Genomic DNA, 12,919 nt, shown 5'->3' with positions numbered 1-12,919 from the left:
ATGCATATGCGACTTGGTGGACGCCTGCAGGCGGCAATCGAAGTTCTGGACGATATTGAAAATCGCAAGCGGCCGGCTTCCGACGCCTTGAAGGATTGGGGATTATCGCATCGCTTTGCCGGTGCGGGCGATCGCGCGGTCATCGGCAATATAGTCTATGACGCCCTCAGGCGGAAACTGTCGCTTGCCTGGCGCATGGATAGCGATGCAGCGCGTCATATCGCCTTTGGTGTTCTGCTTTCCGATGCGGAACTCGACATCGAGGATATCAATACCGCCCTCGAAGGCGATAAATTCGCGCCAGAACCGCTGGAAGCCGAACGCATGGCGGTCTGGGGTGAACGCGATTTCGGCTCCGCGCCAGATCATATTCGCGCCGATGTTCCGGAATGGTGCATTCCACATTTCCAGGCAATCTTCGGCGACAGATGGGTCGAGGAAGCGGCAGCCCTCAGCGACCGCCCGCCGGTCGATCTGCGGGTCAATACGCTGAAAGCCGATAGAGACAAGGTCTTGAAGGAACTCGCGCGTGCCGGTGCCAATCCCGCACCCTTGCTCGAAACTGCCGTACGTGTCCCGCCTTTGCGCGCTATGGGCCGCCACCCGAACGTTCAGGCGGAACCCGCCTTCCAGCGCGGCCTGTTCGAAGTGCAGGATCTGGGTTCGCAGCTTGCGGCGAAACTCTCAAACGCCAAGGCCGGCGAACAGGTGCTCGATTACTGCGCCGGTGCCGGCGGCAAAACCTTGGCGCTGGCGGCAGAGATGGGCAACAAGGGCCAGATCCATGCCTATGATGCCGAGCGCGCCCGCCTTGCACCCATTTTCGACCGGCTTAAGCGGGCAGGGGTGCGCAACGCGCAGGCTCATGCCAATATCGGCGATCTTGCCCCGCTCGAAGGCCAGATGGATATGGTTCTGGTCGATGCGCCTTGCACCGGTTCCGGCACATGGCGGCGCAGGCCCGACGCCAAGTGGCGCCTCAGCGACCAGCAACTCGAACGCCGCGAAGTGGAGCAGCGCCAGGTTTTGGATGCGGCGAAGGCTTACGTGAAACCCGGCGGCCGGCTGGTCTACATCACCTGTTCGCTGTTCGCGCCAGAAAACGGCGATCAGGTCGCAGCATTTCTTGAAGCCAACAGCGAATACAGTGCCGTCGATACGCAGCCTTTATGGGAGCAGGCAGTCTCCAAAGAGTCGGGATTGAAGCCGCTGTTTAACGACGGGACAACCATCCTTTCCCCATTATCCACGTCAACCGATGGCTTCTTCATTTCAGTTCTCAGGCGAGAAAAATAAAGCTACAAGCGGGCTGCGACTTTCGTTGAAGAGGGGATATGCATATCCGATCCCAAGCGCTTCTGTTGTTTCTCGTATTGGTTACCGGCGGCGGTCTCGTCATTGGCTACATCACTCTTCCCGGTGAATGGTACGCCGGTCTCGTCAAACCTTCCTTCAATCCACCGAGCTGGATATGGACGATCCTCTACATCCTCATAGCCATCGCCGGCTGGCAGGTGTGGGATCGTGGATTGAGCCTGCCCCAAGATTTCCGGTGGGCGCAACTGGCACTGAACTTTCTCTGGTCGCCGACATTTTTCGGCTTCCAGCAGATGGGCCTCGCGCTCATCGTGATCGTCCTTCTACTCATAACCATCATCGGCTTCATCAAGGTGACGTGGAGTTCCGAGCCGGTATCGGCGCTTTTGTTCGTGCCTTACCTGTTGTGGGTGGCTTTCGCGTCGCCTCTCAATGTATCACTTTGGAGGCTCAATGCAGGCTGATATGTTTGAGGATGTAACGATGATTGGTGGGAAGAATGTCCTTTTTGTCATGGCCGTCGATGCGGAATACGGGCCGCATCTGCAGCGGCTTTTCACGCCGCTGATAACCGGGGTTGGTCCGGTGGAGGCAGCTGTGAGTGTGTCGGCAACGCTGGCAAGCCTTGCAGCAAATGGTGCCCTGCCAGACCTTGTCGTGTCGCTGGGTTCAGCCGGTTCGCGCACGCTCGAACAGACGGAAGTGTATCAGGTCACCAGCGTTTCGTACCGCGACATGGATGCTTCCGCGTTGGGGTTCAAGAAAGGCGCAACTCCCTTTCTGAATCTGCCGATTTTGGTCCCGCTTGGCTATCATATACCCGGTGTGAAGGAGGCTTCCCTATCGACCGGCGCCAACATCGTCTCCGGCAGCGCCTATGATCAGATCGATGCGGATATGGTGGAGATGGAAACCTTCGCAGTGCTGCGCGCATGCCAGCGCTTCGAGCTGCCGCTCATCGGCCTACGCGGCATTTCCGACGGCTCGGCGGACCTTCGCCATGTGGATGACTGGAAGGAATATCTGCACGTCATCGATGAAAAGCTGGCGGTTGCCGTCGAGGCAATGGCTGCAGCGATTGAGGATCATTCGTTGAATATTTGATCTCTGCCACCATTTCCTGAATCAGAACTGCACCAGCTTCATCCATCCTGTGAACGATCGGAATCACTTTTGTCGTAGGCGCCAGTAACCCATTGCGCCGACTCGACATTTGCTTTAAAGGCCCGCCATGAACACACCCACTCATCCCGATACAGTCCTCATCGTCGATTTCGGCAGTCAGGTGACGCAGCTGATTGCACGGCGCGTGCGTGAAGCCGGCGTCTATTCCGAGATCGTTCCCTTCCAGTCCGCGGGCGAAGCCTTCCACCGCATCAATCCGAAAGCAGTCATCCTTTCGGGCAGTCCGCACTCCACTGTCGATATCGGCAGTCCGCGCGCGCCTCAGGAAGTCTTCGACGCCAATATTCCGGTTCTCGGTATCTGCTATGGCGAACAGACCATGTGCGCCCAGCTCGGCGGCAAGGTCGAGGCAGGGCATCACCGCGAATTCGGCCGCGCCTTTCTCGACATTCAGGAAGAATGCGCCCTGTTCGATGGCGTCTGGGCCAAGGGCACACGCCATCAGGTGTGGATGAGCCATGGCGACAAGGTTATGGAGATACCGGATGGCTTCAAGGTCGTCGGCACTTCCACCGGCGCGCCCTTCGCGGCGATCGCCAACGAGGCCAAAAAATACTACGCCGTGCAGTTCCACCCGGAAGTGGTGCACACGCCGGATGGCGCAAAGCTCCTGGAAAACTTTGTCCATCGCATCGCCGGAATTGAAGACGACTGGTCGATGTCGGCCTACCGCGAAAAGGCGGTCGATCTCATCCGCAAGCAGGTCGGCGACAAGAAAGTCATCTGTGCTTTGTCTGGCGGTGTCGACTCTTCCGTTGCGGCCCTGTTGATCCATGAAGCGGTTGGCGACCAACTGACCTGTATCCTCGTCGATCATGGCCTGATGCGTAAGAACGAAGCCGCCGATGTCGTCCAGATGTTCCGCGAGCATTATAATCTGCCATTGATTCTCGTGAACGCACAGGACCGGTTCATCGGTGCGCTCGAAGGCGAATCCGACCCCGAGAAGAAGCGCAAGACGATTGGCAGACTTTTCATCGAAGTCTTTGAAGAGGAAGCCAAAAAGCTTGCCAAGGACGGTGTGACAGCCGATTTCCTTGCACAGGGCACGCTCTATCCCGACGTCATCGAAAGCGTCTCCTTCACCGGCGGTCCGTCGGTGACGATCAAGTCCCATCACAATGTCGGCGGGCTTCCCGAACATATGAACATGAAGCTGGTCGAGCCCTTACGCGAACTCTTCAAGGATGAAGTGCGGGTGCTTGGCAAGGAGCTTGGCTTGCCGGACCATTTCATCGGCCGTCATCCCTTCCCGGGGCCGGGTCTCGCAATACGCTGTCCAGGCGGCATCACGCGTGAAAAGCTGGAAATCCTGCGCGAAGCCGACGCGGTCTATCTCGACGAGATCCGCAAGGCCGGTCTCTACGATGTTATCTGGCAGGCTTTTGCCGTGCTACTGCCGGTGCAGACCGTCGGCGTCATGGGCGATGGCCGCACCTATGAGTTTGTCTGCGCCCTGCGCGCAGTAACCTCGGTCGATGGCATGACCGCGGATTTCTACCACTATGACATGAGTTTCCTTGGACAGGCTGCAACCCGTATCATTAATGAAGTCAAAGGCATCAACCGCGTTGTCTATGATGTGACTTCAAAGCCACCCGGTACAATAGAGTGGGAGTAGGGGGATAGCGCCGCTTGGTGTAGGAAATCGTATTCTGTCGTTGAAAATACAACGATTTTCGAGCAGTCCTGGGTGCTATTCAAGATGCATCATCAATTGAATCGTTGATTGCTCAAGAGATTGATTTAGTTAGATTTATCCACCGGTGGTAACGGGCGGCGAAAGTGCGGCAGGTCTGTCTGATACTTTTGGTGTGCGGTGCACGGCGGCTCCGCAAGGTGCAGATATTGATGTGAGTGCGGTTGAACGTCCGAAAGGGGGCCGATGGCGGACAGGCAGCTTAGAGGTCAAGAACGCCCAAAGCTGACGCTCGAGTCAAACCCCTTGTCCGATGACCTTTTATATTGCCGGCTGACTTGGTGCGCACCGATCGGCTTGCTTGGCCTCCAAAAGTCGCCGCGACCTTCGAAAACGGCCTCCTGACTATAACGCTGCCGAAGACCGAGAATGCTCAGGCTAACGCCAAGCGCATCGCGATCAGCAGCGAAAAGTGACCGCGGTCAGAAGCATGTCCGTCGGGTGCATCCATACAGATGCACCCGGTCCACATCCTTGGTTATTCGCTGACGAGCGATACGATAGCCCCGTCCAGGACCAAGTTGCCAGACGTGCAGGCCAGTGATCATGTCGCTTTCTTCCTCAATAGCAGAGCGGGTTTTTTCGGGTAAATTTTCATTGGTTGGAACGTAGTCCAGGAGTACCCGCCCGCTCTCGAATGAGGCCCAGGACCATCTGGCGATGACGAGCGCGCCGACGGGCTTGTCATATTAACTATCGGTGAGCGAGTTCGTCTGATATTTCCGATTGGTCCTTCGAAAATCGCATAATGTCTCGACTGGAACTGCCCCCTCACGATGCGCCATTCCATTAGATGTCAGCGGTGCTTCTCCGCGGTGGGCCACTCTTCGCAGATTGTCGTGAGGGCTGCCGCCGAAAGCTTGTCAAGCGCCAGATCCGGCAACAGGTCGTTGTCTGAGACGAGGTTGCGGCCCACCGCCGCCGAAAACAAGCTGGTGCCTGCTTCATGCAGCACAGCCGGCCGGCCGGCAATGCGGCCAAGGAGGCTGGTCGGTACGAGTCCGAAGGGCACGTCTTCGTAGATATATCGGCTGTTGGCGGTTGCTGGGCCGAAGCCGCCGCGGCCCTCGCGGTGCATCTGCTGGTTCATCTCCGAAACAGTGCCCATCGGCACGTGGAACGAGAGCGAGAAATGCTCCTGCACAGTCCTGACGGAAAGTCCGAAGCTCTCGGCGATCCGGAGTCGTTCAAGGTCAAGCGCCTCGATCAAGTGCCCCACCGCGGGGGTGACGTGTTCGCCCTGTCCCCATGTCTCACCTTTCTCCATACGGGTTAAGTTGAGAAGCGCGATACCAAGATGGTTCTGTGGGTTGAGGTTCGACAGTGCAATAGCGAGAAGCCCGTCGCGCTCGACGAAACGGTCGCCGAAGAGTTTGATGCAAAGCGCCTTCCCCTCTGCCGCCACGGATTTTGGCAGCGTTGCGACGTCGATTTTCTGACGGACGGTATTGACCGAAACGCTCACGCTATCCGATTGCTGACGGCCAGTAATAAGGGTCGTTCCCCAGACGATGATGGGCAACCGTACACCGCGCTCCGCCAGCCGCTTTGCGAGGTAAAGTGCTCCGAAGGAACTGTGCGAACTGATGATCACGGGTTGGCCGGATCTGAGATGCGGCAGGGCAGCATCGAATGCCAGGCGATGGCCGTTGGCGGGCAAGGCAACGATAATAACGTCGGCTCCGGAGATCGCTTCGGCGCAATCGCGGGCTACCGCAACGGGACCGGAAAACTCGATTGCACCCGTCGCGATCAGCGAAGCGCCCTCGGCGAGCTCGCGAATGCGAACGCCGGACGGCGACCAGAGAACCGGCTGGTGGCCGGCTTTGGCAAGGAAAGCCACCACGCCGAAAGCGATTGCGCCTGCGCCCAGAATACCTATACGCATCAATCCATTTCCCTTTTCTAGTACCGATTGCCCGCGTTCGACAACTCGAAGCACTTTATAGCCAGGCAACGGCCGCCATACAGATTCAACGTTTCCCGCTGATGGGCTCCCGAACGAATACTTTTCTACTTAAACGCCAAACAAAGAAAACGTGTGTTTTGTCACTAGCGCTTAGAATGCGTTTTATGCACTATGCTACTGTCATAATGCAAGGAATGCATGGTATCGAATGGAAATCCGCGACCTGGAAACGTTTCTGGCAGTCATGTCGACCGGTAGTATAACCGGCGCCGCCCGTCTGCTTGATCGTTCCCAGTCGCAGGTGACGCGCCTGATACAGGATCTGGAAACCTCGCTCGGCTTTCCGCTGTTCGAGCGCAACGGCCCCAAGATTGCCCCAACCGACCAGGGTATCGCATTTCATGACGATGCCGAGCGTTTCGTCTGTGGCATAGGCCATTTAGGCGATCGGGCAAAAGCGATTGCCGCGAGGGAGCCTGAGCCGATCGAACTTGCTGCAACTCCAGCTTTTGCAAGCGGCATCATTCCGCTCGCGCTCGCCGAATTGTCCGAAGAGCGTCTGCCGCACGTCATCCATCTTCGCAGCATGCCCGCGGAGGCAGCCGTTCAGTCGGTCCTTGCGAGGACTGCGGATTTCTGCGTGACATCGCTACCGGCCGAGCAACCTGGGCTTAAGGTGCAGGGTTTTTTTGAGGGGCGATGCGTCGCCGCGGTTGCGCCGCACGATCCGCTCGCGGTCCAGGCGGTCATTTCAATCGCCGATATCGCCGATCGCACGCTGGTGACCATGGCCAATCCGTTCCGTCTGCGCCATCATGTCGACCAGGCGCTGGAGGCCGCAAATGTGCGGCCCAAGCGCGTCATAGCTACCAATGCGGCCATGAATGCAGTGCAGATCGCGTCGACTGGCCTTGGGGTGGCGATCATCGAGCCTGCAACGGCCTTTGGCCTACTATCGGCGCCCGTCGCGATCCGCCCGCTGGATGTTAATATTCCCTTCCTCTGGGCGATCTTTTCTGCCGGCGCCCGTCCGCTATCAGCCTGCGCGCATGAGCTGATCGAGCGTATCGTGCGCATTGCATCCGAGCGGATGCCGGATTTCATCAGTCATGATCCGCGCCAGATGGCGCGCATCTCCGACAGGACCTTCGCCGGGAAGAGCGCTCGAAGCGCAAGTCAGCCTGATATTAAGCGAAGCAGGGGTCGCCTCGAAGAAAGCGCCCGGGAACGAAATATGAGCCTGCCAAAATCAAAGAGGAGAGTGACATGAAAGACTTTACCGTAAATCGCCGCTCGACGTTAAAGCTGCTGGCGGCCGGCACAGGCGTCCTTGCTGCGCCGGCGATCATCCGCCCAGCCGTCGCTCAAAGCAAGGTGGTAAATATCACCACCTATGACAAGTTCGTGCCGCAGTCATTCATTGACCAGTTTCAGAAAGATAGCGGCATCGAGATCCGCATCAGGCTGACCGACGATCAGGGCAAGCAGTATAATCTGCTCACCGCAGAAGGCGCCGCGCCATCCACCGACATCGTGACCGTTACCGGTCACCGCCTGTCGCAGTTCATGGCGTCGAATCTGCTCGCCCCGCTAGACACTGCCCGTCTAAAGAACTGGGACAAGCTTGGGCCTGCATACAAAGGCGCGCCGCAGCTCACCCTTGACGGCAAAACCTATGGGCTGCCGCTGCTCGCCGGCTTTGAGGGGCTTGCCCGCAATACGGAATATACCAAGGCCTCCGACAGCTGGGAGATCATGTTTGATGACGAGTACAAGAACCTGACGTCCTATATCGTCTCCGACTTCCTCTCCATCGTCATGCGCTATCAGGGTAGTGATGGCGACTACGTGACCTATGAAAATAAGGCGGATGTTGCCCAGGCAGCCACCGACAAAGCCCGCGATTTTATGATCAAGCAAAAGGACAAGGTGCGCAAATATTACGATGCCGCGTCGGAAGTACAGCAGATGTTCGTCAACGAGGATATCTACCTCGCACAGACTTGGTCGGGTCCCGCTGCCAAGCTCATCATGGATGGCCACCCCATTGAGATCTCCGTGCCGAAGGAAGGTACTTACGGGTTCCTCTACTCGTTCAACGTCGTGAACAATGCGCCGAATGCCGATGCGGCATATGCCTTCCTGGACGCCATCCTCTCCTCGCCGGAGATCGGCGCGGCGATGACGCGCCAATCAGGCTTCGCTTCGGCATTCGATGGCGTCGACAAGGTACTCGACGACAAGGAGCGTGCCGCCATGGCACTGCCGCCAGAGCAGGTTGAGCGCGTGCAATTCTTCAGCTCGGTCAACCGCGCCATGAAGAACGAGATGATCGACAAGGCCACTGCCGAAATCAAGGCGGCCTGAAAACCGGACATAAAGCGGCCGGCCGTTCGGCCGGTCGCTCACCAGGAATGATTGACTGGAGTTGGGAACTGAATGGTGGACACAACGACGCAATCCCGAGCCGTCGCTTCGCTGGCGTCGCCTCGCTACGCCGGATGGATTGGGAGGGCGGTGAGTTCAGGCTTCTACCGCAATACGATCGGGCGCCTCGCAGACAACCCATGGATCAGGCTCGTCGTGCTTGCGGGTGTTCCGCTTATCTGGCTTGTCATGTTGCATATCGGGCCGATCATCCAGATGACCAACATTAGCTTCATTGCCAATTATCCGCCGCAGCCGGGAAAAAGCAGCGACTATACCCTTGCCAACTATGCGCTGTTCTTCTCTGACAGGCTTTATTTCATGCCCTTCATCCGCACCCTCATCTTTGCGGCGGTAGTCACGGTTTCGACGCTGGTGATCGTATATCCTGTCGCCTACTACGTCGCCAAGGTTGTCCAGCCGAAGAACCGCATGCGCGCGTTGCTGCTACTGCTCATCCCGTTCTGGGCGGGGGAACTCATTCGCACCTTTTCGATCATCATGCTGCTCGCCAATCGCGGCGCTGTGAATGTGCTGCTTAGGGAGTTGGGCTTTATCGACCGACCGATACCAATGCTTTACACTTTTTTCTCCCTGAGTTTCGGCGTCGTTTATCTCCTGGCGCTCTACATGTTGCTGCCGCTCTATTCGGCCATCGAGAAGATCCCGACGCCGCTGATTCATGCCGCCGCCGATCTCGGCGCCGGTCCCTTCCAACGCTTCCGACGGGTTATCCTGCCACTTTCCAGGGACGGCATCGTCTCGGGTTGCAGCCTTGTCTATCTGACCGCTGTCGGTGTCTTTGCTGCACCCTTGCTGCTCGGCGGCCCGAATGCGGTCATCTTCCCGGAAGTCATCGCCATGCTGTTCCACGGTTCGAACGACAAATGGCCGGAGGGGGCTGCCTTCTCAATGATCATGCTGGTCGTATCGCTCACCACCGTTGGCCTGTTCATGCGCGTCGTCGGCGGTCGGTCCATTCGATTGATGTGAGGAGACTCGATGCGAACTCATTTTAGCGACCTGCCCAAAACCGCGCTCGGCGCTTCCTACTGGCTCTTTGCCGTCTATCTCGTGCTGCCGCTAGCGCTCATGATGGCGATGAGCTTCAAAGACGCCAATTTCATCGCATTCCCGATCGGCAAGTGGACGCTCGACTGGTACGGCAAGGTGCTGCATGACAAGCAGTTCCTCGCGGCATCACTCTATTCCATCGGCATTGCCCTTGCGACCACCATCTGCGCCACGATCATCGGGGTCTGGATAGCGCTCCTCGTCTCGGCGGAAAACATCTGGGGCAAGCCGGCCATCTTCGCGCTCGCTTGCCTGCCCGCCGTCGTGCCGGGGCTGATCAACGCTATCTCAATGCGCATCTTCATCCGCGCGGTAGACATACCAACCGGCACCTTCGCGATCATCCTGTCGCACACAGTCCATGCGGTGCCCTTTGTGGTTATCATGGTGCTGACACGTCTGCGCTCCATGCCTGCCAATCTGGTGGACGCGGCTCGCGATCTCGGTGCCGATCCGTTTGTTGCTTTCCTGCGCGTTACAATCCCCTATCTGATGCCGGCTCTTCTGGGCGGAATGATTTTCTGCGTCCTGACCAGTATCGATGACTTCGTGCGCACTTTCTTTCTCGGCGGCTACCAGCCGACGCTGCCCATGCTGATCTTTGCCAAGGTACAGGGCGGCATGTCGCCGGAAATCAACGCTATGGCGACCATCGTGCTCGTCGTTACCACCGCAGTCGGCCTCTACGCCGAATATCTCACCCGTCGTTCCAGGAGCTGACGCGAATGCAGCCTGTTGTCCATTTCAAGAATGTAAACAAGTTCTACGGGGAATTACCAGCCGTGGAGAACCTCGACCTCGCCATCGAGTCCGGCCAGTTCGTCACTTTGCTCGGACCTTCCGGCTGCGGAAAGTCGACAACACTACGTATGCTTGGCGGCTTCGAGGACCTCACTTCGGGAGAAATCTACCTCGATGGCAAGCCGATCTCGCATTTGCCGCCGCACAAGCGCAACGTCAATATAGTCTTTCAGGATTATGCTCTTTTTCCGCACCTGACGGTCCGACGCAACATCGCCTTCGGGCTGGAGTTGAAAGGCATGGCGTCGGGGGCGATCCACGAGCGGGTCACCGATCTGCTCTCCCTTGTCGCGCTTCAGGACTATGCCGAGCGGATGCCCGCGCAGCTTTCAGGCGGTCAGCGCCAGCGCGTCGCGCTGATGCGGGCGCTGGCACCGGATCCGAACGTGCTGTTGCTCGACGAACCGCTCTCGGCGCTCGACGCGAAACTACGCCAGCAAATGCAGATCGAGCTCAAATCCATTCAGCAGAAAACCGGTAAGACCTTCATCTTCGTAACCCATGACCAGGAGGAGGCACTGACAATGTCCGACGTCATCGTGGTAATGAACAAGGGCAGGATCGAGCAGATAGGTAAGCCCTCCGAGCTCTATGCCCGACCGCACAGCCGCTTCGTTGCCGATTTCATCGGCCAAAGCAATTTGCTCGAGTGCACTATCGTTTCCGTCGCGGGCACAGTCGCAACCTTCGACTGGCGGGGTAACGTCGTGCATGCAGACGTGATTGGTTCGACGGTGACGCCCGGCGCGCACGCCACCCTGGCGCTCCGGCCCGAGACGCTCTACTGCCTGACGGCAAAGCCCGAGGGCCGGTTGGCACTTAAGGGGCGCATCGTCCATCGCGTCTTCAAGGGCGCCCATACTTCGATCACCGTAACCCTCGAAAATGGCACGAGCCTCGTCGTCCAACTCGACCCGGTAGCGCTTTCGCATATTGAGGGTGACGCGGTCTGGGTGGGCTGGCGTGAACGGGACGCCGTATTGCTGGCGAGCTGAACTGGAGAAGGATCATGATCAACAACCAACAGCACCCGCTTGCCGACCTGAATGCTCGGGTGAGGGAGGATCTGAGTTATCTGAACTTCCCGCCGGCCAACTGGTCGATGCCTGTGACCACGGAAGAAGGTCACCCAGTCAGCGACGTTGTCATTATCGGCGGCGGCATGTGCGGTCTGGTGGCATGGCACGCGTTGGCACGCGCCGGCATTGTAAATATGCGTATCGTCGACCGCGCGGCAAAAGGGTTCGAGGGACCATGGCTGACCTATGCGCGTATGGAAACCCTGCGCTCCCCGAAAACCCTGCTCGGCCCGGCCCTGGGCGTGGCATCACTCAGCTTTCGCGCCTGGTATACGGCGCTCTACGGCGAGGCTGAATGGGATGAACTGTTTCGCATACCGCGTCCGATGTGGATGGAATACCTGAAATGGTATCGCGAAATCATGACGATACCCGTCGAGAACGACACCGATGTAACCCGGATTCTACCGCGCCCGGACGGTCTGCTGGAGCTCACAATTGGAAACGGCACGGAGCCACCGATTTTCACCCGCAAACTGGTGCTGGCCACCGGTCGCGACGGGCTTGGCGAGCCGACCATCCCGAATTTCGTCAAGGGCATGAAGCGACTTGAATCCTGGGCGCATTCGGCTGACGACATCGATTTCGAACGGCTGAAGGGCAAGCGCATCATCGTCATCGGCGTCGGCGCTTCGGCGGTCGACAATGCGGCGGAAGCCTTGGAGCAAGGCGCGGGCGAGGTCCGTCTTCTCGCCCGACGCAAGGAAATGCCGACGATCAACAAGCTGATGGGCATCGGCTCCTATGGCGTAACCGCCGGCTTCGCGCAAATTTCGCCGGAATGGCGTTGGCGACTGATGGATTATGCTGCCAAGCAGCAGACGCCTGCGCCGCACAATTCGACGCTCCGCGTCAGCCAGCATCCGAACAGCTATTTCCATTTCGACTGCGGCATCTGTTCGTTGAAGGAGGAGGGCGGCGACGTCGTCATCACAACAATCAACGGCCGTATCTTCCGCACCGATTTCGTCATCCTAGGCACCGGCTTTTCCATTGATCCCATGAGTCGCAACGAACTTGCCCCCTTTCAAGACAGAATTGCTTGCTGGGAAGACCGCTATACGCCGCCGCCTGGCGACGGAAATGCCGAGCTCGGGCGTTTCCCGTGGCTTAACGACGATTTTTCCTTCACCGAAAAGGAAGTCGGCACGGCACCATGGCTAAGAGACATCCATTGCTTCAACTACGCCGCATCGGTCAGCGTCGGCAAGGTCAGCGGTGACATTCCAGCTATCAGCGAGGGCGCACTGTGGCTGGCGCGCGGCGTCGCGGCTTCGCTATTCATCCGCGACATCGACTACCATTGGGAAGAGCTGCTCGCCTATGAGAAGCCCGAACTCGACGGAACCGAATGGACCGATGCCGACGCGCCGGCACCGGTACAGAAGACCGCTTGAACGTCGGCCAACACGTCCACAAAACAGAGGA

The 12,919-nt window shown here is 58.2% G+C and carries 11 protein-coding genes and 2 pseudogenes; 11 read left to right on the top strand and 2 right to left on the bottom strand.

Annotated elements, in window-relative coordinates:
- Positions 1-6 precede the first annotated feature (6 nt).
- The 5 genes and pseudogenes from N8E88_RS12975 to N8E88_RS12955 all read left to right on the top strand — a co-directional run.
- The gene (locus N8E88_RS12975) at positions 7-1,296 is read left to right on the top strand and encodes an RsmB/NOP family class I SAM-dependent RNA methyltransferase (protein WP_262295714.1); all 1,290 of its coding nucleotides are present in this window, start codon (positions 7-9) and stop codon (positions 1,294-1,296) included.
- Positions 1,297-1,334: 38 nt separating this feature from the next.
- Entirely contained in the window at positions 1,335-1,781 is a 447-nt protein-coding gene (locus N8E88_RS12970) for a TspO/MBR family protein (RefSeq protein WP_262294029.1), read from the top strand.
- Between the two features lies 1 nt (position 1,782).
- Positions 1,783-2,421, top strand: a complete 639-nt coding sequence (locus N8E88_RS12965; protein ID WP_262295713.1) for a 5'-methylthioadenosine/S-adenosylhomocysteine nucleosidase — start codon at positions 1,783-1,785, stop codon at positions 2,419-2,421.
- Between the two features lie 127 nt (positions 2,422-2,548).
- Positions 2,549-4,123: a glutamine-hydrolyzing GMP synthase gene (gene guaA, locus N8E88_RS12960; protein WP_262294028.1), complete on the top strand. Its 1,575-nt coding sequence runs from the start codon at positions 2,549-2,551 to the stop codon at positions 4,121-4,123.
- 389 nt (positions 4,124-4,512) lie between these two features.
- Positions 4,513-4,617 (top strand): annotated as a pseudogene (locus tag N8E88_RS12955) (Hsp20 family protein); the annotation flags it as partial.
- Between the two features lie 93 nt (positions 4,618-4,710).
- On the opposite strand, the pseudogene N8E88_RS12950 reads toward N8E88_RS12955, so the two are convergent.
- Both N8E88_RS12950 and N8E88_RS12945 read right to left on the bottom strand, forming a co-directional pair.
- Positions 4,711-4,878, bottom strand: a pseudogene (locus N8E88_RS12950) (cation transporter); the annotation flags it as partial.
- Between the two features lie 119 nt (positions 4,879-4,997).
- Entirely contained in the window at positions 4,998-6,089 is a 1,092-nt protein-coding gene (locus N8E88_RS12945) for an NAD/NADP-dependent octopine/nopaline dehydrogenase family protein (RefSeq protein WP_262294027.1), read from the bottom strand.
- Positions 6,090-6,318: 229 nt separating this feature from the next.
- Between N8E88_RS12945 and N8E88_RS12940 the strand changes: the two genes are divergently transcribed.
- From N8E88_RS12940 to N8E88_RS12915, 6 genes are all read left to right on the top strand, one after another.
- The gene (locus N8E88_RS12940) at positions 6,319-7,380 is read left to right on the top strand and encodes a LysR family transcriptional regulator (RefSeq protein ID WP_262294026.1); all 1,062 of its coding nucleotides are present in this window, start codon (positions 6,319-6,321) and stop codon (positions 7,378-7,380) included.
- Positions 7,377-8,477: an extracellular solute-binding protein gene (locus N8E88_RS12935; RefSeq protein ID WP_262294025.1), complete on the top strand. Its 1,101-nt coding sequence runs from the start codon at positions 7,377-7,379 to the stop codon at positions 8,475-8,477. Before N8E88_RS12940 ends, N8E88_RS12935 begins: the two co-directional genes overlap by 4 nt.
- Before the next feature lie 72 nt (positions 8,478-8,549).
- Positions 8,550-9,530, top strand: a complete 981-nt coding sequence (locus N8E88_RS12930; RefSeq protein ID WP_262294024.1) for an ABC transporter permease — start codon at positions 8,550-8,552, stop codon at positions 9,528-9,530.
- Positions 9,531-9,539: 9 nt separating this feature from the next.
- Positions 9,540-10,331 (top strand): ABC transporter permease, encoded by a 792-nt coding sequence (locus N8E88_RS12925; protein ID WP_262294023.1) that lies wholly within the window; start codon positions 9,540-9,542, stop codon positions 10,329-10,331.
- A 5-nt stretch (positions 10,332-10,336) separates the two neighbouring features.
- Positions 10,337-11,407: an ABC transporter ATP-binding protein gene (locus N8E88_RS12920; protein ID WP_262294022.1), complete on the top strand. Its 1,071-nt coding sequence runs from the start codon at positions 10,337-10,339 to the stop codon at positions 11,405-11,407.
- Between the two features lie 14 nt (positions 11,408-11,421).
- Positions 11,422-12,888 (top strand): NAD(P)-binding domain-containing protein, encoded by a 1,467-nt coding sequence (locus N8E88_RS12915; protein ID WP_262294021.1) that lies wholly within the window; start codon positions 11,422-11,424, stop codon positions 12,886-12,888.
- Positions 12,889-12,919 lie beyond the last annotated feature (31 nt).

It is taken from the genome of Phyllobacterium zundukense (genome assembly GCF_025452195.1).
In the GTDB taxonomy this organism is placed as follows: domain Bacteria; phylum Pseudomonadota; class Alphaproteobacteria; order Rhizobiales; family Rhizobiaceae; genus Phyllobacterium; species Phyllobacterium zundukense_A.
This window is presented reverse-complemented; position numbering and strand designations above follow the sequence as displayed.

What these genes read in the sequence shown, in the direction of transcription:
- N8E88_RS12975 (WP_262295714.1), top strand. Translation starts at nt 7, where the DNA reads ATGCGACTTGGTGGACGCCTGCAGGCGGCAATCGAAGTTCTGGACGAT.
- N8E88_RS12970 (WP_262294029.1), top strand. Translation starts at nt 1,335, where the DNA reads ATGCATATCCGATCCCAAGCGCTTCTGTTGTTTCTCGTATTGGTTACC.
- N8E88_RS12965 (WP_262295713.1), top strand. Translation starts at nt 1,783, where the DNA reads ATGTTTGAGGATGTAACGATGATTGGTGGGAAGAATGTCCTTTTTGTC.
- guaA (WP_262294028.1), top strand. Translation starts at nt 2,549, where the DNA reads ATGAACACACCCACTCATCCCGATACAGTCCTCATCGTCGATTTCGGC.
- N8E88_RS12945 (WP_262294027.1), bottom strand. Translation starts at nt 6,089, where the DNA reads ATGCGTATAGGTATTCTGGGCGCAGGCGCAATCGCTTTCGGCGTGGTG.
- N8E88_RS12940 (WP_262294026.1), top strand. Translation starts at nt 6,319, where the DNA reads ATGGAAATCCGCGACCTGGAAACGTTTCTGGCAGTCATGTCGACCGGT.
- N8E88_RS12935 (WP_262294025.1), top strand. Translation starts at nt 7,377, where the DNA reads ATGAAAGACTTTACCGTAAATCGCCGCTCGACGTTAAAGCTGCTGGCG.
- N8E88_RS12930 (WP_262294024.1), top strand. Translation starts at nt 8,550, where the DNA reads ATGGTGGACACAACGACGCAATCCCGAGCCGTCGCTTCGCTGGCGTCG.
- N8E88_RS12925 (WP_262294023.1), top strand. Translation starts at nt 9,540, where the DNA reads ATGCGAACTCATTTTAGCGACCTGCCCAAAACCGCGCTCGGCGCTTCC.
- N8E88_RS12920 (WP_262294022.1), top strand. Translation starts at nt 10,337, where the DNA reads ATGCAGCCTGTTGTCCATTTCAAGAATGTAAACAAGTTCTACGGGGAA.
- N8E88_RS12915 (WP_262294021.1), top strand. Translation starts at nt 11,422, where the DNA reads ATGATCAACAACCAACAGCACCCGCTTGCCGACCTGAATGCTCGGGTG.